Origin of the sequence: Pseudonocardia ammonioxydans, from assembly GCF_900115005.1 — a bacterium.
Classification (GTDB): domain Bacteria; phylum Actinomycetota; class Actinomycetes; order Mycobacteriales; family Pseudonocardiaceae; genus Pseudonocardia; species Pseudonocardia ammonioxydans.
In genome coordinates, this window is sequence record NZ_FOUY01000046.1 from 1 (window position 1) to 20,936 (window position 20,936).

26 protein-coding genes are annotated in these 20,936 nt (G+C 73.5%); 18 read left to right on the forward strand and 8 right to left on the reverse strand.

Annotated features, from left to right (window positions below; translation table 11 throughout):
- From BM093_RS28645 to BM093_RS28655, 3 genes are all read right to left on the reverse strand, one after another.
- On the reverse strand, positions 1-299 hold a 299-nt coding region (locus BM093_RS28645), incomplete at its 3' end, for a transposase (RefSeq protein ID WP_218162974.1).
- 56 nt (positions 300-355) lie between these two features.
- The gene (locus BM093_RS28650) at positions 356-1,057 is read right to left on the reverse strand and encodes a GIY-YIG nuclease family protein (RefSeq protein WP_218162975.1); all 702 of its coding nucleotides are present in this window, start codon (positions 1,055-1,057) and stop codon (positions 356-358) included.
- Positions 1,058-1,173: 116 nt separating this feature from the next.
- Entirely contained in the window at positions 1,174-1,725 is a 552-nt protein-coding gene (locus BM093_RS28655) for a sugar O-acetyltransferase (RefSeq protein WP_093353365.1), read from the reverse strand.
- Between the two features lie 73 nt (positions 1,726-1,798).
- Here BM093_RS28655 and BM093_RS28660 point away from each other — a divergent pair, with 73 nt between their 5' ends.
- The 3 genes from BM093_RS28660 (at position 1,799) to BM093_RS28670 (ending at position 3,758) form a co-directional block, all read left to right on the forward strand.
- Complete coding sequence (locus tag BM093_RS28660) at positions 1,799-2,056, forward strand: hypothetical protein (RefSeq protein WP_093353369.1); 258 nt, start codon at positions 1,799-1,801, stop codon at positions 2,054-2,056.
- A gap of 593 nt (positions 2,057-2,649) precedes the next feature.
- Positions 2,650-3,171, forward strand: a complete 522-nt coding sequence (locus BM093_RS28665) for a GNAT family N-acetyltransferase (RefSeq protein ID WP_143105556.1) — start codon at positions 2,650-2,652, stop codon at positions 3,169-3,171.
- Between the two features lie 143 nt (positions 3,172-3,314).
- Positions 3,315-3,758, forward strand: a complete 444-nt coding sequence (locus BM093_RS28670; RefSeq protein WP_143105557.1) for a hypothetical protein — start codon at positions 3,315-3,317, stop codon at positions 3,756-3,758.
- 61 nt (positions 3,759-3,819) lie between these two features.
- Here BM093_RS28670 and BM093_RS28675 read toward each other — a convergent pair whose 3' ends face one another.
- Both BM093_RS28675 and BM093_RS28680 read right to left on the reverse strand, forming a co-directional pair.
- Positions 3,820-4,758: an alpha/beta hydrolase gene (locus BM093_RS28675; RefSeq protein WP_093353384.1), complete on the reverse strand. Its 939-nt coding sequence runs from the start codon at positions 4,756-4,758 to the stop codon at positions 3,820-3,822.
- Positions 4,759-4,999: 241 nt separating this feature from the next.
- The gene (locus BM093_RS28680; RefSeq protein WP_093353390.1) at positions 5,000-5,548 is read right to left on the reverse strand and encodes a helix-turn-helix domain-containing protein; all 549 of its coding nucleotides are present in this window, start codon (positions 5,546-5,548) and stop codon (positions 5,000-5,002) included.
- Between the two features lie 54 nt (positions 5,549-5,602).
- Between BM093_RS28680 and BM093_RS28685 the strand changes: the two genes are divergently transcribed.
- Positions 5,603-6,550: a hypothetical protein gene (locus BM093_RS28685; protein WP_093353395.1), complete on the forward strand. Its 948-nt coding sequence runs from the start codon at positions 5,603-5,605 to the stop codon at positions 6,548-6,550.
- Positions 6,551-6,697: 147 nt separating this feature from the next.
- Here BM093_RS28685 and BM093_RS28690 read toward each other — a convergent pair whose 3' ends face one another.
- The gene (locus BM093_RS28690) at positions 6,698-7,228 is read right to left on the reverse strand and encodes a peroxiredoxin-like family protein (protein ID WP_093353399.1); all 531 of its coding nucleotides are present in this window, start codon (positions 7,226-7,228) and stop codon (positions 6,698-6,700) included.
- Positions 7,229-7,297: 69 nt separating this feature from the next.
- On the opposite strand from BM093_RS28690, the gene BM093_RS28695 reads away from it, so the two are divergent.
- The 7 genes from BM093_RS28695 (at position 7,298) to BM093_RS28725 (ending at position 13,677) form a co-directional block, all read left to right on the forward strand.
- Positions 7,298-7,912, forward strand: coding sequence for a TetR/AcrR family transcriptional regulator (locus tag BM093_RS28695; RefSeq protein ID WP_093353404.1), 615 nt, complete (start codon positions 7,298-7,300; stop codon positions 7,910-7,912).
- A 164-nt stretch (positions 7,913-8,076) separates the two neighbouring features.
- Complete coding sequence (locus BM093_RS28700) at positions 8,077-8,610, forward strand: hypothetical protein (RefSeq protein ID WP_093353409.1); 534 nt, start codon at positions 8,077-8,079, stop codon at positions 8,608-8,610.
- The gene (locus BM093_RS28705; protein WP_093353414.1) at positions 8,607-9,080 is read left to right on the forward strand and encodes a hypothetical protein; all 474 of its coding nucleotides are present in this window, start codon (positions 8,607-8,609) and stop codon (positions 9,078-9,080) included. Before BM093_RS28700 ends, BM093_RS28705 begins: the two co-directional genes overlap by 4 nt.
- 143 nt (positions 9,081-9,223) lie before the next feature.
- Positions 9,224-9,496, forward strand: coding sequence for a hypothetical protein (locus tag BM093_RS28710; RefSeq protein WP_177238761.1), 273 nt, complete (start codon positions 9,224-9,226; stop codon positions 9,494-9,496).
- 98 nt (positions 9,497-9,594) lie between these two features.
- On the forward strand, positions 9,595-10,659 hold the full coding sequence (locus tag BM093_RS28715; RefSeq protein WP_093353425.1) for an alpha/beta fold hydrolase: 1,065 nt from the start codon (positions 9,595-9,597) through the stop codon (positions 10,657-10,659).
- Between the two features lie 5 nt (positions 10,660-10,664).
- On the forward strand, positions 10,665-12,485 hold the full coding sequence (locus BM093_RS28720) for a helix-turn-helix domain-containing protein (protein WP_093353430.1): 1,821 nt from the start codon (positions 10,665-10,667) through the stop codon (positions 12,483-12,485).
- A 145-nt stretch (positions 12,486-12,630) separates the two neighbouring features.
- Positions 12,631-13,677: an alcohol dehydrogenase catalytic domain-containing protein gene (locus tag BM093_RS28725; RefSeq protein ID WP_093353435.1), complete on the forward strand. Its 1,047-nt coding sequence runs from the start codon at positions 12,631-12,633 to the stop codon at positions 13,675-13,677.
- Here the strand turns inward: BM093_RS28725 and BM093_RS28730 are convergent.
- Positions 13,664-14,332 (reverse strand): TetR/AcrR family transcriptional regulator, encoded by a 669-nt coding sequence (locus tag BM093_RS28730; protein ID WP_245773863.1) that lies wholly within the window; start codon positions 14,330-14,332, stop codon positions 13,664-13,666. The two genes, BM093_RS28725 and BM093_RS28730, sit on opposite strands and share 14 nt — an antisense overlap.
- 113 nt (positions 14,333-14,445) lie before the next feature.
- On the opposite strand from BM093_RS28730, the gene BM093_RS28735 reads away from it, so the two are divergent.
- The 3 genes from BM093_RS28735 to BM093_RS28745 all read left to right on the forward strand — a co-directional run bounded on the left by BM093_RS28735 (position 14,446) and on the right by BM093_RS28745 (position 16,704).
- On the forward strand, positions 14,446-15,654 hold the full coding sequence (locus BM093_RS28735; protein WP_093353439.1) for a cytochrome P450: 1,209 nt from the start codon (positions 14,446-14,448) through the stop codon (positions 15,652-15,654).
- Positions 15,655-15,671: 17 nt separating this feature from the next.
- Positions 15,672-15,869 (forward strand): ferredoxin, encoded by a 198-nt coding sequence (locus BM093_RS28740; RefSeq protein ID WP_093353591.1) that lies wholly within the window; start codon positions 15,672-15,674, stop codon positions 15,867-15,869.
- Positions 15,870-15,966: 97 nt separating this feature from the next.
- Positions 15,967-16,704, forward strand: a complete 738-nt coding sequence (locus BM093_RS28745; RefSeq protein ID WP_093353444.1) for a class I SAM-dependent methyltransferase — start codon at positions 15,967-15,969, stop codon at positions 16,702-16,704.
- 15 nt (positions 16,705-16,719) lie between these two features.
- On the opposite strand, the gene BM093_RS28750 is transcribed toward BM093_RS28745, so the two are convergent.
- Positions 16,720-17,562 carry a MaoC family dehydratase gene (locus tag BM093_RS28750; protein WP_093353449.1) on the reverse strand — a complete coding sequence of 281 codons (843 nt, stop codon included), beginning with the start codon at positions 17,560-17,562 and terminating at the stop codon, positions 16,720-16,722.
- A 192-nt stretch (positions 17,563-17,754) separates the two neighbouring features.
- Here BM093_RS28750 and rsfS point away from each other — a divergent pair, with 192 nt between their 5' ends.
- The 4 genes from rsfS to BM093_RS28770 are packed head-to-tail and all read left to right on the forward strand — an operon-like array spanning position 17,755 to position 20,933.
- The gene (gene rsfS, locus BM093_RS28755; protein ID WP_093353454.1) at positions 17,755-18,138 is read left to right on the forward strand and encodes a ribosome silencing factor; all 384 of its coding nucleotides are present in this window, start codon (positions 17,755-17,757) and stop codon (positions 18,136-18,138) included.
- A complete protein-coding gene (locus BM093_RS28760) occupies positions 18,135-18,755 on the forward strand; it encodes a histidine phosphatase family protein (RefSeq protein WP_093353457.1) in 621 nt (206 codons plus the stop codon). The genes rsfS and BM093_RS28760 overlap by 4 nt, the downstream gene beginning before the upstream one ends.
- On the forward strand, positions 18,748-19,479 hold the full coding sequence (gene octT, locus BM093_RS28765) for a diglucosylglycerate octanoyltransferase (RefSeq protein ID WP_093353462.1): 732 nt from the start codon (positions 18,748-18,750) through the stop codon (positions 19,477-19,479). Before BM093_RS28760 ends, octT begins: the two co-directional genes overlap by 8 nt.
- A complete protein-coding gene (locus BM093_RS28770) occupies positions 19,476-20,933 on the forward strand; it encodes a xylulokinase (protein ID WP_177238762.1) in 1,458 nt (485 codons plus the stop codon). Before octT ends, BM093_RS28770 begins: the two co-directional genes overlap by 4 nt.
- Positions 20,934-20,936: the final 3 nt, after the last annotated feature.

Genomic DNA, 20,936 nt, shown 5'->3' on the forward strand with positions numbered 1-20,936 from the left:
GACCGGTGCCCGTTGCGGGAGTTTCCGCCGTTGCGTCCGGCCGGATCGTGGGCCTGGTAGCCGAGATGGTCGGTGATCTCGCCCTCGAGCGCGGACTCCAGGACCCGCTTCGTGAGCTGCGCGAGCAGGCCGTTCTCGCCGGTCAGGTCGAGCCCGTTCGCGCGGGCGCGGCCGGCGAGTTGGGCGATCAACTGCTCGTCGACCGCGTCGAGCCCTGCCTGCGCGCCGTCATCATCGACGAGCTGCTCCTCGTCGGTCACGCTGTCGAGGTCGACCGGCTCAGCTGCTTGGTCTGTCATCGGGTCCACACTCCTTGATCGGAGTTACACCGATGTTCTTACAGTCCCGCTCTAGCTCAGGGACGAGGCCCGGCACTGTCGTGGTAGCGGCGTCGGGCTGTCTTGACGACCTGAGTAGAGGGGCCCGAGGCATGGTCGAGGTTGAGGGGCGGGCGTAGGGCCCGGATGATGTCGCCTTCAACCTCACCCGGTGTCGGGTACTCGCACCAGGAGACGCGGAGGTTGTTGCCCATCCATTCGGTGAGCCGAGCTTCGTCGTCGTCGACGAGGACAACGCGATCGGTCCAACGAGTCCGGTAGCCCTGCTCGTCGAGTAGGAGGCCTGCGAGTGTTCGTCGGAGGGTGGAGCTGCCGGTCCGACGGAGGTGGTTCGACGCGAGCCGGGAGCGCAGCTTGGTCGCGAGACCGATGTAGAGGAGCCGTTGATCCGGCACGGTCGGGTGGGGGACACCCACGAGGTCAGGCACGATGGCGGGAGGGGCCCACCAGGCGTAGAGGCCCGGAGCCGACGGCGCCCGAGTTCGGACGTCTTCGGTGCGGACCGGGTTGTCGATCAGATCGTTGATGACTGACTCGACGGGCCGAGGATCGGGCGGCATCTCGGCAGTCTGCCGGGGGACCGAGGAACGCTGCAGGCGTTCGTCAGCACGTCCCCCAGCAGCGATATGCAGCGACAGTCTGCCCTGCTGTTCGGGGTGCTCGTCGTCGTCCTGCGCATCGTCTGTGTCCGACGCCGGGGCTTGTGATTGTCGGGCCACATCGTTCTCAGTCGACGACCACGTGGCGACGTCGACCCAGCTAACGGCAGTCAATGGCAGCCGACGGCGCCCGTAGGAGCGTTGACGATCGCGATGGGGCGGTAGCAGCGGCCCGCCTATAGCTCGCGGACGAGTCGGGCCGGGTTCCCTGCGATAAGGACGCGGTCAGGCACATCGCGCGTCACGACGCTGCCTGCCCCGATGACGGTGTTTGCCCCGATGGTCACGCCGGGGCAGACGATGACCCCGGCGCCGAGCCAGGTGTTGCTCCCGATATTGATGGGCAGGGGACGTTCCCATCCTTCGCGCCGGCGGTCGTGGTCTGCGACGGGGTGCTGTGCGGTGAGGAGCTGTGTCCGCGGTCCGATCCGGACGTCGTCGCCGATGGTGATCGTGGCGTCGTCCATGAACAAGGCGTCGTGGTTGACGAAGGCGCGGTCGCCGAGGGTGATGTGGGTTCCGTAGCTGCACTGGAAGCGGGGCATCACCACGGCGCCGTCGCCGAGCTGTCCGACGAGCCGCTGGAGGAGGGACTCGCGCTCGTCGTCATCGGCACCGGTGGTGTTGAACCGGTCGAGGAGACGCCAGCAGCGGCGCCGGTCCTCGACCAGGTCGTGCTCGTCGAGGTACCACTCGTTCCGGAGCATGCGCTGCTTGTGTTCTCCCACGCGTCCGATCCTGCGTCGCTCCGGCCGGCGGGTACAAATCCGGTACACACCGGTCCGACCAGCGACGCCCACCATGGGTCGTCGTCGATACGGGACCCGGCTGGCCGGCCGCTACATCGACCGCGTCCTGGTCGCGGCCGCGCGGGACGCCGAGTTCGGCCGGGCGTTCGTCCGGGTGTCCGGGCTGGTCGATCCACCCGGAACGCTGCGCTGGGTGGCGATGGCGCCGGGTGTCGCCCGCCGCCGCGAGTGCCGGAGCACCCGGGTGGCCGTCGTCGGTCGGTCTCACCCCGATCGAGGAACCCGCGGTGGGCGCGCTCGAGGTCGGTGACGGCCACCTCGTCGCGGCCGATCAGGTAGGCGGCCGTCGCGAGCCGGTCGAGATCGACGGCCTCGAGCGGTGTCTGGTGGTCGGCCGCCGAGAACGCGTCGTAGGCATCGCGCCACGCACGGCGCTCGTACGACTCACGACTCCGCCCGACCGCGTCGGTAGCCTGCATCGCTCTCCTGCACGGAAGCAGCGCGCAGCGTCTCCCGTGCCGTTCGTGGACCTCCGGATGGCGATCCCGTGCGCAACGGGGTACCAGAACGACGAGATCGATACGAGTCGAACGCGTGCGCGATGCTGCGGACGGACGGCGCCTGCACCGTCTCGCCTCGCCCGGGCCGCTGAGGTCGGGGCCGTGTGGCTCGAGCGGGCTGGTGCCTCTGCCGGGGCCGGGCCGGGGCCCGCGTTGCGCGGAGCGCTCGATGCGGGCGACGCGCGGTCGCCCATCACTCCGGTCCGGGGTACGGGCCGCGACAGCGGCTGACCGACGGGGCAAGCGGCCGCCGGCGTGGCCCTCGACCGGGTGTCGTGGAGCACCGCGTCATGGGTGAGGCCGATGTGGGCGGCCAGGTCCGGGTCCAGCTCCTGTGCTCGGCATGCCCCGTGCATCGATACTGGCGACCGTGATGGTCCGGGCCGCGGGCAACGACGATGCCGAGGCGATGGCGCAGGTGATCGCAGCCGTGGCCGAGGAGGGGTCGATCGGTGCCGAGCCTCCGGTGGACATCGAGGCCCGTGCGCAGCGGTTCCGCGACGTGCTCGCGGACGGTGGAGCCGGCGGCATGTGGGTGCTCGACGAGGAGGGTCGGGTGGTGGGCCTCGCCGGTGCGTACGAGAGCGGCCCGGCCGGGGTCCTCGCGATCGGAATGGCGCTGCTGCCGCGGGCGCGCGGACGCGGCGGAGGCCGCGCGTTGCTCGGCGCCGTCCTCGACCACGCCCGGGCGCACGAAGCGCACAAGGTCGAGTTGGAGGTGTGGCCGGACAACGCCCGCGCCATCGCTCTGTACGCCCGGGTCGGGTTCCGGGTCGAAGGGGTGCGGCGCGATCACTACCGCCGTCGCGACGGGACCCTGCGCTCGACGCTGCTCATGGCGTACCTGCTCGAGGAGCGCGGGTAGGGCCGCACATGGTTCAGCAAACGTGACGAGGCCGGGCCCGACGGAAGGGTGACACCATGTCGGATACGTGGCGGCGCCCGGTGCGTTCCGAGTCCGGTCCGCCCCGGTCTGCACGGTCCGGTGCACACGAATCGAGCCTTGTCATGGCCACTGCAACCAATCCGTTCCTGAGGGTGCCCACGTGGCGGTGGGCCGGTCCGCCCGGCGGCCAGGACTCCGCCTTCGACACCGAGGCCCGGCACGAGATCCGCGCGATCTGGCGGGAGTTCTGTGCCGGCTACGGGCTGACCCGCCGCGAGCTCCCGGACGACGGGCCGCGCGCATTCCCACACATCAGGGACGTCGACCTCGGGCCACCGACCAGCTTCACCGTCCGGCTCCGGCCCGGTCAGCTCGCCGCCGACATCGCCGAGCTCGCCCCCCGACTCGCCGCGGCCTACGAGGTCCACGATGTCGTCGTCAGCGGTCCTCGTCGTGGGTGGGCTCGGGTGGAGCTCGTCGAACACCCGCCCACGCTGACCGTCGTCGACGGCCGCTCCGCGCCGCCGGATCCGGACGAGCCGCCGTCGCTGGGTGAGGTCGGCTGACCCGTCCTCGGTGAGCCGGGACCGGGCGCTCCGGACGGGAACTCCCACGTCGCCGGGACGGTCATTCCCCTCCGCTGAGGTTCTTCCGGAAGAACCGGACCATCGTCTCGTAGGCGTCCTGGGCCTCGGGGGTGGCGGCGGTGTAGTAGAAGCAGTGACCCAGGCCGTCGAACACGTGCAGCGCCGCGTCGACCCCGGCCCGGCAGAGCGCGCGGTGCGTGGTGAGGGCGGGGCTGAGGTCGATGGCGCGGGTACCGGTGATCAGCAGCGTCGGCGGGAACTGCGTCCGGAACTCCACCGGCGCGAGGGTCGGATCGACGCACGGATCGCCGGGTTCCGCGGTCGAGAAGTAGCCGACGTCGCCGTCGGCCAGCCGGCTGATGATCTGGTCCGGCGGGGTCTTCCCGTTGCCGATCGCCGAGAAGTAGTCCCCGTCGCCCGCCCCGCCGGTGCCTGCGCCGAAGATGCCGAGGGCGCCCGGGACGGGAAGCCCGTGCCGGACGAGCCACGCGGTGACCTGCGCGGTCAGCATGCCGCCCGCGGAGCCCCCGTAGATGCCGATCTGCCCCGGGGCGTAGTGCGCCAACGGGTCCCGGTAGACCGCGACGACATCCTCGGTCGCGGCCGGATACGTGTGCTCGTGACCCTGGCGGTAGTCGACGGAGACGATGCGGAAGCCGCCGCGATGAGCCAGCGGTGCCGACTCGATGCGGGACACGTGGACGGCGCCGGAGCAGAAGGCGCCGCCGTGCAGGTTGATGAGCACGCGGTCGGGGTCGGCGTCCCGGGGGACGAACTCCTCCACCGGCACGCCGGCGATCGTCCGGGTGGACCGCTGCGTCGGGCACTGCTCCACGATCATCTCGGACAGCGGGCGGAGGTAGCGGCTGTCGACGTCGCGGCGGAACCTCTCGACCGCGTCGCGGTAGGCGTCCTCGCTGTCGAACGTGAACCCGGCCGGGATGCTGATGTCGGTCAGATCGGTGGGTGTCGCCATCATCGCCGCGGTCTGCGGGCTGAGGGCGCCCGACGCGGGCAGGTCGAAGCCGGGACGTGGACGGGTGCCGGCTCGGGACCGGGCTGAGCGGTGAGCACGACGGCTTCCAATCCGGACGAGGACGACGAGAACACTGTGGACGAAAGGCGTGGCCCGGTTCCCCGCTGCCACCCGGCCAGTCTGCCCGACCGTCGGCAGGCGTCCGGACGGTCGCAGCCGCCTCGTCGCGGCCCGGTGCACGGGCTCAGCCGTCGAGCCGGGTGATCGTGCGGTCCAGCCAGGTGATCGCCGATGCGGTCTGGTGCAGGACGTAGTCGACCTCGGCGAGGTGGAGCCACGGCAGCCCGTCGGCGAGTGCCTGGTCCCGGTCGCGCGTGGTCGCCGCGAGCTCGGCGGCCAGCCGGTCGCGTCGCTCGCGCAGCAGCGTCGTCGCCTCCTGCGGCTCCAGGAGGCCGAGGTAGGCGACGGCCTGCACGAAGTGGTCGTGGTCGGGGGACGCGTCCCGTAGCTGCCGCCGGACCCGGTTCCGGAGCTCGTCGGCGCCGGCCGGTGTCACCCGGTAGCTCGTGGTGTCCGCAGGACCGGAGGCAGGGTCGATCTCGATCCACTCGACGTCGCGGAGCCGGGTGATCAGGTTGCGGATCGACCCGCGCCCGGCCGGCAGGCCGTGGGCGTCGAGCCGGCGCGGCAGCTCGCGGGAAAGGGCATAGAGATGGAGGGGGCGCTCGACGAGCAGCCCCAGCACGGACGTGATCGCGGGATTGTCGAGCATCGAACCGGGCACGGGGTCCATCGTAGTAGTCTAAATAGACTCCCTAGATGGTCCCTACGACTCCTGGAGGCAGCGTTGCGCTTCGGCATCTACCCGGGCGGCCCCGTCGGCGGGGACGGCGAGATCATCGGATCGGTCCCCGACGATCCGGCGGCGACCGGCAGCGCGCTCGCGGAGCTGCACGGCGGCGCGCCGTTCCACGTCCGGGCCTACGCCCAGTACACCGACCGGCGAGAACGCGACGACCTCTCGACGCAGGAGCCACGGGCCCCCCGGCGCCACCTCGGCGGCGACACCTGCCTGGACCTCGTCCTGCAGTACCAGTCGGTGTCCGGGGACGTCCCGGGGTTCTGCGTGTTCGTGGAGCGGATGATCGCCGAGTACGGACCGGTACTCGGCGCCGTGCAGATCGGGGAGGAGCCCAACGTCACCGGCAACGCGGTCCTCGACGGCGCCTTCCCGCGCGTCCTCGACGCGATCGGGGCCGGGATCGTGGCCGCGAAGAACGCGACCCACGGCCACTGCCCGGACGTGCCCGTCGGGACGAACACCACCCAGCTCCTCGGTGATCCGGCCTTCTACCGCCGACTTCTCGCCTCGGCTCCGGCCGATGTGGTCGACCACCTGGACTACATCGGACTCGACGCCTTCCCGGACGTCTTCGCGCCGCTGCCGCCGGACGCCGACCCCGTGGCGGTGTGCTCCTGGCTGCTCTCGACGCACCGCACCGGCGCGCTCGTGCCCGCAGGCCTCGGACACCTGCCGATCCACATCACCGAACACGGCTGGCCGACCGGGCCGGCCCGGCCCGGGGAACGCCAGCGCACGATGGTCGAGGCGATGGTGACCGCAGCCCTGCAGCCGGACCTGCACGTCGCGTCGTACACGCACTTCAGCCTGCGGGACGCGGCCGCGGACGGCTCCCTCTTCGCGGGGTTCGGCCTGCTGAGGGCCGACTACGCCCCGAAGCCCGCCTACCTCGCCTACCGGAGGATCGTGCGCGAGCACGCGACCCGCCGGTGACGATGCCCGGCCGAGCGGTCGGCCGGACTGCAACGCGGTCCGGAGAAGGGCCCGGGCCTCCGCGACCTCCCGCCGGCGCAGCCGGTTCCCGGGAGGTCCTGCACCTCGAGCCCTCCGCCGATCACGACGGCTCGGTGTCGTCGTCGATCACCGGTGCGCCCCGGCCCGGGCGTGCGCGAGCAGCTCGTCGACCGACCACTGGTCGGACGCGTGCGTGCCGTACCGCGCGGCGAGCACCCGGCCGTCCGGTGCGATCAGGAAGTCGGCGGGCAGCCCGAGCCGCCCGCCGTCCTGTGTCGTGGCGGGGCGCCGGTAGGTGCCGGCGAGGGTGAGCGCGGAGCCGCGCACGATCGCGCTCCACGTCCGGGGGTGCAGCAGCGCCCGCCGGCTCGACTCGACACCGAACTCCCGGTAGTGCCGCTTGTCCGGATCCGCGACGACCGCGAACGGGAAGTCGTAGGTGCGCAGCTCGTCGGCGGGCGAGTGGAAGAACACCACCTCGCGGATCCCGGCCGCGGTGATCTCGTCGTGCCGCTGCACGACGGAGTGCAGGTGCAGGTTGCAGACGGGGCACCCGGCGAACCGCCGGAACTGCAGGTGCACCAGGAGCTCGGCGTCGGGAACGCGGACGTGTTCCCCGGAGACGGTGCTGAACGTGTGCTCGCCGGCCTCGTGCATGATGGCTCCCTCCGTTGGCGTACGCCGTACTCGTACGACGATAGGCGCACGCTGTACGCTGTCAAGGCGATGCCCCGCCCCCGCTCACTGACCCCCGCCCGGATCGCCACCGCCGCGCTCGCCGTGATCGACCGGTCCGGCCTCGACGCGCTCTCGATGCGCGCCGTGGCGACCGAGCTCGGCATGGGCACCATGTCGCTGTACCGGTACGTCGACGATCGCGGCGAGGTCGAGGCGCTGGTGGTCGACCTGGTCCTGCAGGGCGGCGACGGGGCACCGCCGCCGGGCTCGGCCCACCATCGGCTGAGTGCGCTCGCCGATCGGGTCCGCGTGGCCGTGTCCGGTCATCCCGGGGTCGTGCCGTTGCTGCTCACCCATCGTCATCGCGCACCGAGCTCGGTGCGCTGGGGGGAGTCGGTGTTGACCGTCCTCACCGAGGCGGGGTTCACCGGGACCCGCCGGGTCGTCGCCTTCCGGGCGTTCCTGAGCTACGTCTTCGGCGCGCTGCAGGTCGAGCGGCTCGGGCCGCTCGAAGGGGCGGGGACCGCGGCGCTGGCCGCCCTGCCGTCCGACGAGTTCCCGATCCTCACCCGGACCGCCCGGGACGCCGGATCGGTCGGGTCCGAGCAGGAGTTCCGGCAGGGCCTGGACATCGTGCTGCGCGGGCTCGAGATCGGCCGGTAGGCCGACCCCGAACCGCAGCGACGTGGAACCCCCGAGAGCCGGGTGCGGGTCCGCTACGTCGAGGTGCGTACCCCGCTCGCGCGCAGCGACGGATTCGGTGCGCCCCACCGTGCTCCTAGCGTCGCCGGTACGGCCGGGAGACGGCCGGACCGCAGGGGGAGGGGATGACCGTGCGCGGTGGACGACCGGGGCCGGCCCGGCTCGCGTCGATCGTGTTCGCGTGGCTCGCGATCACGACGTTCAGCGGGGTGCTGGTGGAGACCTGGCTGGTGTATCCGAACATCTTCGGCGACGTCCCGGCGTCGCTGGCGCGCGGCTCGGAGTTCTTCTCCGAGGTCGGCCCGGGCGACGTGTTCCCGGTCCTGGGGGCCGCCACGCTCGTGACCGGCGCGGTGACCGCCGGCCTGGTGTGGCCCTGGCCCGCGGTGCGGCTGCGGGTGCTGGCCGCGGTCGGGGTCAACCTCGTCGGCGAGTTCGGGTTCTCCGCGTGGTACTTCTGGCCGCGGAACCAGGTGCTGTTCACCGAGGGGGCCGCGGTGCACCCGGCGGGCGAGCTGGCGCGGGTCGCGTGGGAGTTCGAGACCGGGCACTGGCTGCGGCTGGGGCTGTGCGCGGTCACCGCCGTGCTGGCGTTCGCCGCGCTGCTGCGGCTGCTCGAGCGGACCGGCGCGCCGGCCCCGGTCCGGGAGCCGGTGTGAGCGCCCGGCTCGGGCTGTCGCCGTGGGCGGTCCTCGGGCTCGCGGCGCTCGGGGTGCCCCGCGTGGTGGCGCACGACCTCGGGCCGGTCGGCGGCGTGACCAACACGCTGCTGGTGTTCGTCCCGATCCTCGTGTGGCTGGGTGTTGTCGTGTCGCTGCACCTCGTGCGGCCGGAAATCGTGCGGCCGTTCACCACGCTGCTCGCGATCGGGTCCACCTACGGCGTGCTGGTCGGCGTCGCCCACCAGCTGCTCTGGCCGTGGGCGTTCGACACCCCGCCGCGGCTCGGCGGGAACCTCGCGGGTGCGGTGTCCCCGACGGTCGAGTCGCTGCTGCTGCGGACGTTCGCGTTTGGGAGCAGCCTGCTGACCGGCGTCGCGGTCGGGGTCGTGGTCGGTGCGGCCGGGTGGGTGCTCGTGCGGCTCGCCGGCCGGTGGAGCTCCGGACGGCTGCGCCACTACGGTCCGTGACCGACAGTCGTCGCTGTGACCTCCGCTCGTCACTCGAACCGGCCAGTGCTGACACGATCGGCGACGTCGGTCGTGCACGCGGAACACGAGCGGCTGGACCACAGTGGCTTGCGATCCCCTCGCGCGTTGAACCATGCATGAACGTGGATGCGGACGATCTCACCGCCCCGATCCTCGGCCGCGCCGAGGTCGAGCAGCTGCGTCGCGCGAGCCCGCCCCGCCACGGTGTCGACCGCCAGAGGGCCGACCGCCACAGTGCCGACCGCCACGGGGCCGACCGCCACGGGGCCGAGCCGGTGGCGCCGCCGCCGGCGGAGGCGACGGTGCCCGCGGCGGGTGGGGCGTGGCTGGCGCTGGTGGTGCTGGGCGTGCTGGTCGTGGTGGCGATGCTCGTGCTCGTGGTGCTCTGGAGCTGACCGGTTCGGTCGGTCCCCGTCGTTGATCCTTGTGCCCCGCGTCACAAGCGGGGAGAGTCGCGGTGCAGGCTCCCGCGTCGGACGAGGAACGAGGATCAATGGCGATCGAGAACCCCTACTACACGCACGAGTTCCACGGCGACTACGAGCTCATCGGCCTCGGGGAGTTCGCGCTCGAGGAGGGCGGGGTCATCCCGGACCTCCAGCTCGCCGTCGCCACCTTCGGGACCCTGAACGAGGCCCGCACCAACGCCATCCTCGTGACGACCTGGTACTCGGGCACCCACCAGATCTTCCGGGACGTCTACATCGGACCGGACCGGGCGCTGAACCCCGAGAAGTACTTCATCGTCGTGGTCAACCAGATCGGCAACGGGCTCTCCACGAGCCCGCACAACGCGTCCGGCGCCAACGCCGGGATCGCGATGTCGAAGTTCCCCCGGGTCCGGATCGGGGACGACGTCCGCGCCCAGGAGCAGCTGCTGCGCGAGCACTTCGGCATCGAGCGGCTCAAGCTCGTCGTCGGCGGTTCGATGGGCGCGCAGCAGACCTACGAGTGGATGGTGCGCTTCCCCGGCCGCGTCGAGCGGGCCGCGCCGATCGCCGGCACCGCGCAGAACACCCCGCACGACTACCTGTTCACCAAGGCGCTGGTCGAGGCGATCACCTCCGACCCGGGTTTCAAGGGCGGTGAGTACTCCTCGAACGCCGACGTCGTCGACGGCCTCAAGCGCCACGCCGGCCTCTGGGCGGTGATGGGCTTCTCCACCGAGTTCTGGAAGCAGGAGGTCTGGCGGGCACTGGAGTTCGACTCGAAGGAGGCATTCATGGAGGGCTTCCTGGAGCCGTACTTCACCGCGATGGACCCGAACGACCTGCTGTGCATGGCATGGAAGTGGCAGCACGGCGACGTCGCCCGCAACGCCGGTGGCGACCTCGCCGAGGCACTGGGCCGCAACGAGGCCCTCGCGCGGATCATGCCCATCAACGAGGACATGTTCTTCCCGGTGCGCGACCACGAGCACGAGGCGGAGCTGACCCCGCACGCCACGATCCGGGTGATCGACGACGTGCTCGGCCACCTCGGGCTGTTCGGCGTCGCCCCGACCTACATCGGCCAGGTCGACCAGTACCTGCAGGAACTGCTCGACGCCGACGCCTGACCGGGATGGACGTCGTCCGGGTCGAGTCGGCCCGCCGCCGGTTCCTGAGGTACGGCCGGCTCGACCCGGCACCGGGCGCGCTCCGCCCCGAGGTCCTCGCGTCCTGGGAGCGGTCGCGCGCCGGTGAGCCGGTCTTCGTCGGCCACGAGCCCGCCGGTTCGGCGGTCGCCGAGGCCGACGAGGTGTTCGCCGGCTTCTTCCGGCTCACCCCGCACCTGCCGTGCGCGCTGGCGCTGGTCGGGTACGACGGCGTCGTGCGGGTCCGCCACGACGGCGACGACGGCCTGGCCGAGCTGCTCGACGCCGTCCGGCTGACGCCCGGGTTCCGGCACGGCGAGGACGACGTCGGGACCACCGCCGCCGCGCTCGCCGCGCACCTGGACGGCGCGGCCCGGGTCGACGGTCCCGAGCACCTGCACCCCGACCTGGTGTGGCTGGGCGAGGCCGCCGCCGTCGTCCCGCGGGACGACGGCGGCCCGCCGGACGCCGTCGTCGTCTGGGAGCACGGCGGTTCCGGCTCCGGGGCGCTGGGTCTCGCCCTCGCCCGCCGGCTCGCCGCCGACGTCGGCGCGCTGGTCCGCGACCGCGGGCACCGCCGCGCCCGCGCCGTCCACGAGGGCTACGCCGCCGCCGAGGCGGAGGGGCACGCCTGGGTGCTGGCCACCGACGGGGCGTTCCTGCTGACCTCGCCCGGGGTGCGCCGGCTGCCCACCGCGGACCAGCGGGTGCTCGGTGACCTCGTCCTCGCCGGGGCGGTGCTCGCCGAACCCGCGAGCCGGCACGTCGACCTGCTGTCCGGCCGCTGTGCGGAGGTGACGGTGGAGCCGGTCCCCGGTGGCGGGTGCGTCGTCGCCGGTGGTCCGCTCGCCGAGTCGCGGGTGGCCACGGTGCCGGAAGCGGTCCGCAGGCAGGGCTCGCACGTCGCTCCGACCGCGCGCCGCGACTACGCCGCCGACCTGCGCACCCGTGCGTCCGGCTCGCACGTCGAGGCCCGCCGCCGTGCCAACCGCGAGCTGCTCAGCCCCTACCTGCGGGCACGTCAGGAGGTCGCCGCGGCCGTCGGGCAGGGCCGCAACCAGCTGCTCCTCGGCGAGACCGGGGTCGGGAAGCGGACTCTGGCCGTCGAACAGTTCCGCCGGGCGCACCCGGACGGGCGGATCCGGGTCGTGGACTGCGCGGCGCTCGGGGCCGACGGCCCCGACCCGCTCGCCCGGGTCCGCCGCGAGCTCAGCGACCGGCCCTACCTGGTGGTGCTGCACCAGATGAACCTGCTCGGGCCGGTCGCGGCCCGCCGGCTCGACGAGTCGCTGCGCACCCTGGTCGCGCTGCCCGGCGGGCCGACCGTCGCCGGGTGCGTCGACTCGGTCTCGATCGACGCGACCCGCCCGTACGGGCTGCTGCTGCGGCACTTCCACGAGACCGTGCGGGTCCCGGCGCTGCGCTACCGCGCCGACGAGCTCGGGGAGATCGCGCTGTCGATCCTGCACTCGCTCTCCGGCGGCCGGTCGCTGCGGCTGTCGTTGCAGGTCGTACGCGTGATGGAGGGCTACGCCTGGCCGGGCAACGTCCGCGAGCTCGCCGACGTGCTGCGCTACGTCGTCGCCCGCAAACCGGTCGGGGTGATCCAGGCGCCGGACCTGCCGGCGTCGTGCTTCGCGGCGCGGGCGCCGCGGATGTCGATGCTCGAGACCGCCCAGTGCGACGCGATCATCCAGGCTCTCTACGAGTCGCGCGGGAACCGGTACAAGGCCGCCGAGATGCTCGGCATCGCCCGGTCGTCGCTCTACCGCAAGATCGACGCGTTCGGGATCAGCTACATCGGCTGAGGTGTCCCGCACGCGGGACACCCGCGCCGCGGGCCGGTGTGGCCGCCGTCGAGGTCGTCCCATATCGCTACACCCGACTGTGTCCCGGGTCACTACCGTCGGTGCGGCGCGACCCCACGATCCTGCGACCCAGCGGAGGCAGCAGATGAAGGCCCTCGTCTACCACGGCCCGGACAGCAAGTCCTGGGAGGACGTCCCGGACGCCACGATCCAGGACCCGACCGACGTCGTCGTCAAGGTCGAGACCACCACGATCTGCGGCACCGACCTGCACATCCTGCAGGGCGACGTCCCCGCCGTCACCGACGGCCGCATCCTCGGCCACGAGGCGGTCGGGACGATCACCGCCGTCGGCGACGCCGTCCGCGGCTTCTCGGTCGGCGACCGGGTGCTCGTCCCGGCGGTCACCAAGTGCGGGCGCTGCGAGTACTGCCAGCGCGGGATGCCCTCGCACTGCCAGACCGTCGGCGGGATCGGGTGGATCTTCGGCCACCTCATCGACGGCACCCAGGCCGAGTACGTCCGCGTGCCCTACGCCGACACCTCGCTCTACGAGGTCCCCGAGGGGGTGAGCGACGAGCAGGCGATCTTCCTGGCCGACTCGCTGCCGACCGGCTACGAGGTGGGGGTGCTCGCCGGCCGGGTGCGGCCGGGCAACACCGTCGCCGTCGTCGGGGCCGGCGCGGTCGGGCTCTCCGCGGTGCTGACCACCGGCCTGTGGGGTGCCTCGAAGGTGATCGCGATCGACTCGAACAAGTTCCGGCTGGAGAAAGCACTCGAGTTCGGCGCGACCGACGCGGTCGAGGTCGGGCCGGGGACCGTCGGCGACGTCACGGCGCTGACCGACGGCCTGGGCGTCGACGTCGCGATCGAGGCGGTCGGCTACCCGGAGACCCTGCTGACCGCGGCGTCACTGGTCCGGCCCGGCGGGACGATCGCGAACGTCGGGGTGCACGGCACCCCGGTCGAGCTGCCCATGCAGGACATGTGGATCTCGAACGTGACGCTCACGATGGGCCTGGTCGACACCGTGTCGATCCCGACGCTGCTGAAGATGGTGGCGAGCGGCCGGATCCCGGCGGAGAAGATGGGTACCCACTCGTTCACGTTCGACCAGATGAACGAGGCCTACGACGTGTTCGCCAACGCCGCCGCGAACCAGGCGCTCAAGGTCGTCATCACGCCGGGCTGACCCGGTCGCCACCCGGATGCGACGCCGGGAACCGGGTGGCGCCGTGCAGGACCTCGGCCAGCCGGTCCCGGTGCCGGTCGAGGACCTGCGCGGTGGCCCCGGTGGCCGCCGCCAGCGCGATGTCGTCGGTGACCACCCGGAACGCGGCGTTGACCGTGGCGGCCAGCATTCGCACCTCCGTCGACTCCGGGGACAGGCCGATCCGCGGGGCCAGCACCTCGGCGAAGATCGGCTCGGCCTGTTCCTGCAGGACCAGCCAGACGGCCCGCAACGACGGCGTGGCCCGGGTCAGGCGCACCACCGCGAGCACCGCCTCGGTGTCGGAGCGGGACTCCTCGCGCAGGAAGGTGTAGGCACTGCGCAGGTGGTCGGTCAGCTCGGTGTGCTGCGGCCAGGAGCGCAGGACCTCGCGGAAACCGTCGATCGACTCGGTGAGCAGGGGCTCGACGCAGCTCTCCTTGGTGCGGAACAGCCGCCACAGGGTGCGTTCGGAGACCCCGGCCGCCGCCGCGACATCGGCACCGGAGGTGCCGGCCACGCCGCGTTCGCGGAACAACTGCACGGCGCAGCGGGAGATCTCCAGGCGTCGGGCCCGCCGGTCGTGCTCGGTCACCGGCGGGCGGCCGCGACGGGTGCTCTCCCGGTGCTCGGCCACGGTCCCTCCCCGATCCGGATGTTCGCGACGTGGCCACCCTAATCGGTCATCTTTCTGGCAGAGACTGCCATCAAATCGTAGGCTCGGGTCACCACCACGATGGAGGAGACTCGATGACCCTTGCCGCGCAGCGCCCCCAGCTGCCGTTCACGCGACCCAACCTGCTGGAGCTCGCCCCGTTCTACGAGGTGCTCCGGCGCGAGGCGCCGATCGCGCCCGTCACCACCCCGGCGGGCGACCCGGCGTGGCTCGCGACGCGGTACGCCGAGGTCCGCCAGCTGCTCGGGGACAAGCGGTTCGGCCGCTCGCACCCGGAGCCCGAGCAGGCGGCGCGGATCAGCCTCGCCGGGATCCAGGACGGTCCGAGCGGCTCGTACGACTCCGAGGCGGCCGAGCACGCCCGGATGCGCCGGCTGCTCACGCCGGCGTTCTCCGCCAAGCGGATGCGGGCCCTGTCCGGGCACGTGCAGGAGCTCGTCGACGGCTACGTCGACGAGATGCTGGCCGAGCACGACGCCGGTGGCGGGCAGGTCGACCTGCACGCGCACCTCGCGTTCCCGCTGCCGGTCGCGGTGATCTGCCGGCTGCTGGGCGTCCCGGAGGCCGACGGCGAGTACTTCCGCTCGCTGTCCGACCGGATGGCCACCTACTCCGGTCAGGACGCCCAGGACGCCCGGATCGAGTTCGGCCGCTACATGGCCGGCCTGGCCGAGGCCAAGCGGGCCGACCCGGGCGAGGACGTGATCACCGACCTGGTCCGGGCCCAGGCCGAGGAGGAGGACTTCGGCTACGAGGAGATGGTCCGGCTCTGCGTCGGGCTGCTGTTCGCCGGGCACGAGACCACCGTGAACCGGATCGGGCTCGGCACGCTGTTCCTGATGACCCGGCGCGACCAGTGGGAGTCGCTGGCCGCCGATCCGGACGGCCGGATCGACGCCGTGGTCGAGGAGATGATGCGCATGGGCGCGCCCGGCGACCTCGGGCTGCTGCGCTACGCGCACGAGGACGTCGAGATCGGTGGCGCGACCATCGAGCGCGGCGACGCGGTGATCCTCTCGATCAACGCCGCGAACCGGGACGACACCGTGTTCTCCGACGCGGAGGACTTCGACCCGGACCGCACCGAGCGCGGCCACGTCGGCTTCGGGCACGGGCCGCACTTCTGCATCGGCGCCAGCCTCGCCCGCACCGAGCTGCGTGCGGTGTTCACGACGCTGGCCCGCCGGATCCCGCAGCTGCGGATGGCCGTGGAGATGGACGAGCTGGACATCCGTACCGACCACATCACCGGCGGCGTCCGCAGCCTGCCGGTCGCCTGGTGAACCCGGAGGTGGCGACGATGAAGGTGGAGGTCGACCAGGACGCGTGCGTCGGCTCGGGGCAGTGCCTGCTCACCGCCCCGGACGTGTTCGACCAGCGCGACGAGGACGCGATCGTCGAACTGCTCGACGCCGAACCGCCCGCCGCGCAGCACCAGGTGGTGCGGCACGCGGCGACCGGCTGCCCGGCCGCGGCGATCACCGTGCACGAGCACTGACCGGCGGGGCGCCCCGGCGCTGCGCTGCGCCGACCGCCGGGGCGCCCGCGCGCTATCGGGTCGCGGACCGGGCCCGGTGGCGGCATCATCCCGGCACGTGAGCACACCGCTGGAGCGGACCTTCCGCGCCGCCCACGAGGACCTGCCCCGGGAGGCGCCCGGCTCCGAGGAGACCACCGCGCTGCTGTTGCGACTGGCGGGGGCGCTGCCGGAGACCCCCCGGATCGTCGACATCGGCTGCGGGACGGGGCCCGCCACGCTGGCGCTGGCCGGCGCGACCGGCGGCGAGGTCGTCGCCGTCGACCTCTACGAGCCCTACCTGCGGCGGTTGCAGGCCCGCGCGGCGACGTCCGGGCTCGGGGAACGGGTCCGGACCCTCGTCGCGCCGATGGACGACCTCCCGCTGCCCGACGCGTCGGCGGACCTGGTCTGGTCCGAGGGCGCGGCCTACATCATGGGGTTCGACGCGGCGCTGGTGTCCTGGCGGCGCCTGCTGAACCCGGGCGGGGCGCTCGTGCTGACCGAGGCGGAGTGGACGACCACCGATCCCTCGCCCGGGGCCCGCGCGTTCTGGGACGCCGGCTATCCGGCGATGCGCACCACCGCGGAGAACGTGGCCGCCGCGCAGCGCGCCGGGTTCACCGTGCAGGCCCTCTACCTGCTGCCGGACGCGGACTGGGACGCCTACTACCGGCCGCTGGCCCACCGGATCGAGCTGCTGCGCGACGGCGGCGCCGACCCGGCCGCGCTCGACGAGGTGGGTCGCGAGATCACTGTGCGGGAGCAGTTCGGCGCGGAGTACGGCTACACGGCCTACGTGCTCCGGCGTCGGTGACCCTCCGGTCCGCCGTCAGCCGGCCAGCTCGGCCGTCCCGCGGTCCAGGACCACCTCGCCGTCGACGGCGGTCCGGAAGGCCGCCCCGGAGCCGGTGCGCCAGACCGAGACGGTCAGCGCCTGGCCGGGCAGGACCGGCCGGGTGAAACGGGCGTCCATCGCGACGAGACGCTCGGCGTCGCCGTCGCACACGGTCGCGACCAGCGCACGGGCCGTGTAGCCGTAAGTGCACATGCCGTGCAGGATCGGCCGGTCGAAGCCGCCCCGGGCCGCGAACGCCGGGTCCGAGTGCAGCGGGTTGCGGTCCCCGGTCAGCCGGTAGAGCAGCGCCTGGGCCGGCCCGGTCCGGTAGGTCACCTCGTGGTCGGGCGCCCGGTCGGGCACCGGGCTCGGCGCCTGCGCGCCACGCGGACCACCGAAGCCGCCCTCGCCGCCGAGGAACAGCGTGCGCACGGTCGACGCCAGCGGGGCGCCGGTCCGGGCGTCGACCGCCTCGGCCGCGGTGCGCACCAGCGCGCCGGAGCCCTTGTCGAGCACCTCGGTCACGGTCGCGGTCACCCGGGCGCTGCCCTCCACCGGCAGCGGGGCGGCCAGCCGGAACGACTGCTCGGCGTGCACCACCCGCGCGTGGTCGATGTCGCCGAGGTCCACCTGCGCGTGGCGGGTGATGAGCTCGGCGAAGGACGGCAGCACCGCGGTGCGCACGCCCTCGGTGTTCTCCGTGGTCAGCGCCAGCTCGCTCGCCGGGTCCTCGCCACCGGCACCGACCGCGAGGGCGTAGAGCAGCACGTCGTCGCGTGCCCAGGCGAACGTGGCCGGTTCGGACTGCGTGCCCGCGAGGTCGGGGGCCAGGGTCATGGGGTCTCCTCGGCGCTCGGGACGTCCGTCGACGGGCAGGCGTGGCGGTGAACCTATCCCGCGCGACGCTGATCACCAACCCTGCGCGGAGCCCGCCGAGGGCCCCCGGGTGGTACGGCTGACACACTGGGTCCCGCTCGGACGACACCCATCGGAGTCCGAGGGAGACGAACCCGGGAGACGTGAGGCGCAGTGACGGCATCACCCGAGGCCATCGAGCTGACGAAGGTGGCGGCGGCCGCCGCGGCGGAGAAGAAGGCCGTCGACATCGTCGCCCTCGACGTGTCCGACCAGCTGGTGATCACCGACTGCTTCATGCTGGCCTCCGCGCAGAACGAGCGGCAGGTCCAGGCGATCGTGGACGAGGTCGAGGAGCGGCTGCGCGAGCGCGGCAGCAAGCCGACCCGGCGCGAGGGCGACGCCGACAACGGCTGGGTGCTGCTGGACTTCACCGACGTCGTGGTGCACGTGATGCACACCGAGCAGCGCGGCTTCTACGGCCTGGACCGGCTGTGGAAGGACTGCCCGGCGGTCGAGGTGCCGCAGGCGCAGCCGCCTGCCGGGGACGATCAATGACGCTGCGCCGGGTCACCCTGCTGCGGCACGGCCGGACCGAGTACAACGCGGGCGGCCGCATGCAGGGCCACCTGGACACCATGCTCGCCGCCGAGGGCCGTGCGCAGGCGGCCGCGGTCGTGCCGCTGCTGGCCGCCGTCGGGTTCGACCGGATCATCAGCTCGGACCTGACCCGCGCGTACGACACCGCGCTGGCCGTCGCCGAGGCGTGCGCGCTGCCGTTGTCGGTGGACAAGCGGCTGCGCGAGACGCACCTGGGGGACTGGCAGGGCCGCACCGTGTCCGAGATCGAGTCCGAACAGCCCGGTGCGATCGGCGCGTGGCGCTCCGATCCATGGTGGGCGCCACCCGGTGGTGAGTCCCGGGTGGACGTCGTCAACCGGTCCCTGCCGGTCGTGGCCGAGCTCGACGCCTCCTACGCCGACGACCCCGAGGAGCGGTCGGTGCTGCTCGTCGCGCACGGCGGGATGATCGCCGGGATGGTGTGCGGGCTGCTCGACCTGCCCGAGTCGGCGTGGCCGGTCATCGGCGGGATGGGCAACGCGAAGTGGGCCGTCGTGGCCCGCCGCGACGACCACCCGCGCTGGCGGCTGTCCGGGTACAACATCGGTGCCTGAACTGCTGGTCGTCGGCGACTCGCTGGCGTTCCACGGACCCGACCGGGCCTACCCGGCCGACGAGCCGAGGATCTGGCCCAACCTCGCGGCCGACCGTCTCGGCGGGACCGCGGAGCTCGTCGCCCGGGCCGGCTGGACCGCCCGGCACGCCTGGTCGGCGATCAGCGGCGACCCGCGGGTGTGGGCCGCGCTGCCCCGGGTGGACGCCGTCGTGCTCGGTGTGTCCGGGATGGACTCGCTGCCCTCGCCGCTACCGACCGCGCTGCGCGAGCTGATCCCGGTGCTGCGCCCGGTGCCGCTGCGCCGCGCGGTGCGGTCCGGGTACCGGCGGGCGCAGCCCGTGCTCTCCCGCACCCTCGCCCGGATCCCGGGCGGCGGCCCGGCCACCCTGCCCGCCCGGCTCACCGCGTCCTACCTGGAACAGTGCCGGGCCGGGATCCACGCGCTGCGCCCCGGGCTCCCGGTGGTGACCCTGCTGCCGTCGGTCCACCGCGCGGCCGACTACGGGCTCGCCCACCCGCACCGGGCCGCCACCGACGCCGCGATCCGGGAGTGGGCGGCCGGGGCTCCCGCGGTCTCGGTGCTCGACGTGGCCGCGCTCGTGGGCGGGCACGTGCTCGGCGGGCACGGCAACCCCGACGGCATGCACTGGGGCTGGGAGGGACACCGGGCCGTCGGCGCCGCGCTGGCCGAGCTGCTGGCACGACGGCCGGTCCGCTCGTGAACCTGCTTGGCATCGACCTGGGCACCACGTCGGTGAAGGCCGCCGTGTTCGCCCCGGACGGCACCCGCCTGGGCGGGGCGGCCCGCCGGCACGTCACCCACCGGCCGGCGCCCGGGCACGCCGAGCAGCACGCGGACGACTGGTGGGACGGGGTCACCGGTGTACTCGCCGACCTCGGCGCCGCCGGGGCCCTGCACGACCTCGCCGGTGTCGGGCTGTGCTCGCAGGTCAACACCCATCTGGTGACCGACGCGGCCGGGGCCCCGCTGGACCCGGCGATCACCTGGCAGGACGGCCGGTGCGCCGCCGTCGCGGCCACGCTCACCGACCGGCTGGCCCCGCAGGACCGCGCGCGGGTCCGCGGCGGCCTGGGCACGGTCGACGCCTCGCACCCCGCCGCCCGCGCGGCCTGGCTCGCGGCGCACCGGCCGCAGGTCTGGGCGCGCACCGAGCGGCTGCTCGCGCCGAAGGACTGGCTGGTGCACCGGCTGACCGGCACGGCGGTCGCCGACCCGCTGTCGTCGGTGGGGCTGGTCGGACCGGACGGCACCTACCCGGACTGGCTCGACCTGCTCGTCCCCGGGCTGTCCGACCTGCTGCCGCCGCTGGCGGACCCGGCGACGGTCGCCGGGCACACCACCGGCGCCGGCGGTCTCCCGCCCGGGCTGCCGGTCGCGGTCGGCACGATGGACGCCTGGTCCGCGCTGCTCGGCGGCGGGGTCGCCGCGCCCGGGGACGCCATCGACGTCGCCGGGACCTCCGAGGTGCTCGCGATGGCCGCCGAACCCGGCGGCGGCGCGCCGGGCGTCGTCGCCTTCCCGCCCTGGCGCGGCCTGCACGTGCACGCCGGTCCCACCCAGGCCGGTGGCGACGCGCTGACCTGGGCGGCCGCCGCGCTCGGCGGCACCGTGCCCGAGCTGCTCGAGCTCGCCGCGACGGCCGCCCCCGGTGCCGGGGGCGTGCTGTTCCTGCCGCAGCTGGCGGGGGAGCGGGCGCCGCTGTGGGACCCGCAGCTGCGCGGGCACTGGCTGGGCACGACGTTCGGCACCGGCCGCGCCGAGCTGGCCCGGGCGGTGCTGGAGGGGGTCGCGCACGCCGCCCGGCACGTCCTCGGGCCGGTGGAGGAGGCGGCGGGCCGGCGGGCGAGCGCGCTCGCCGTGTGCGGTGGCGGCGCGAACAGCGACCTGTGGTGCCAGGTGAAGGCCGACGTGCTGGGGCGGCCGCTGCGTCGCACCGCGGAGCGCGACGCGGGCGTGCTCGGCGCCGCGCTGCTCGCGGGGCTCGCGGTCGGCGCCGGGGCGTCGGTCGGGGAGCTGGTGGCACGGATGGTGCGGGTGGAGCGCGAGTTCGTGCCCGACCCGCGGGTGCGCGCCGGGCTCGACGACGCGCACGGGCGCTACCGCGCCGCCCAGCAGGCGCTGGCGCCGCTCTTCCGGTCGCCCGGGGCCCGGTAGGGT

Excerpts from the sequence above, each read along its gene's own strand:
- BM093_RS28735 (WP_093353439.1), top strand. The coding sequence starts at position 14,446 with ATGACCCTTGCCGCGCAGCGCCCCCAGCTGCCGTTCACGCGACCCAAC.
- BM093_RS28675 (WP_093353384.1), bottom strand. The coding sequence starts at position 4,758 with ATGATGGCGACACCCACCGATCTGACCGACATCAGCATCCCGGCCGGG.
- BM093_RS28715 (WP_093353425.1), top strand. The coding sequence starts at position 9,595 with ATGGCGATCGAGAACCCCTACTACACGCACGAGTTCCACGGCGACTAC.
- BM093_RS28665 (WP_143105556.1), top strand. The coding sequence starts at position 2,650 with ATGCCCCGTGCATCGATACTGGCGACCGTGATGGTCCGGGCCGCGGGC.
- BM093_RS28680 (WP_093353390.1), bottom strand. The coding sequence starts at position 5,548 with ATGGACCCCGTGCCCGGTTCGATGCTCGACAATCCCGCGATCACGTCC.
- BM093_RS28750 (WP_093353449.1), bottom strand. The coding sequence starts at position 17,562 with ATGACCCTGGCCCCCGACCTCGCGGGCACGCAGTCCGAACCGGCCACG.
- BM093_RS28720 (WP_093353430.1), top strand. The coding sequence starts at position 10,665 with ATGGACGTCGTCCGGGTCGAGTCGGCCCGCCGCCGGTTCCTGAGGTAC.
- BM093_RS28740 (WP_093353591.1), top strand. The coding sequence starts at position 15,672 with ATGAAGGTGGAGGTCGACCAGGACGCGTGCGTCGGCTCGGGGCAGTGC.
- BM093_RS28725 (WP_093353435.1), top strand. The coding sequence starts at position 12,631 with ATGAAGGCCCTCGTCTACCACGGCCCGGACAGCAAGTCCTGGGAGGAC.
- BM093_RS28700 (WP_093353409.1), top strand. The coding sequence starts at position 8,077 with ATGACCGTGCGCGGTGGACGACCGGGGCCGGCCCGGCTCGCGTCGATC.
- BM093_RS28695 (WP_093353404.1), top strand. The coding sequence starts at position 7,298 with ATGCCCCGCCCCCGCTCACTGACCCCCGCCCGGATCGCCACCGCCGCG.
- BM093_RS28660 (WP_093353369.1), top strand. The coding sequence starts at position 1,799 with ATGGGTCGTCGTCGATACGGGACCCGGCTGGCCGGCCGCTACATCGAC.
- BM093_RS28760 (WP_093353457.1), top strand. The coding sequence starts at position 18,135 with ATGACGCTGCGCCGGGTCACCCTGCTGCGGCACGGCCGGACCGAGTAC.
- BM093_RS28690 (WP_093353399.1), bottom strand. The coding sequence starts at position 7,228 with ATGCACGAGGCCGGCGAGCACACGTTCAGCACCGTCTCCGGGGAACAC.
- BM093_RS28670 (WP_143105557.1), top strand. The coding sequence starts at position 3,315 with ATGGCCACTGCAACCAATCCGTTCCTGAGGGTGCCCACGTGGCGGTGG.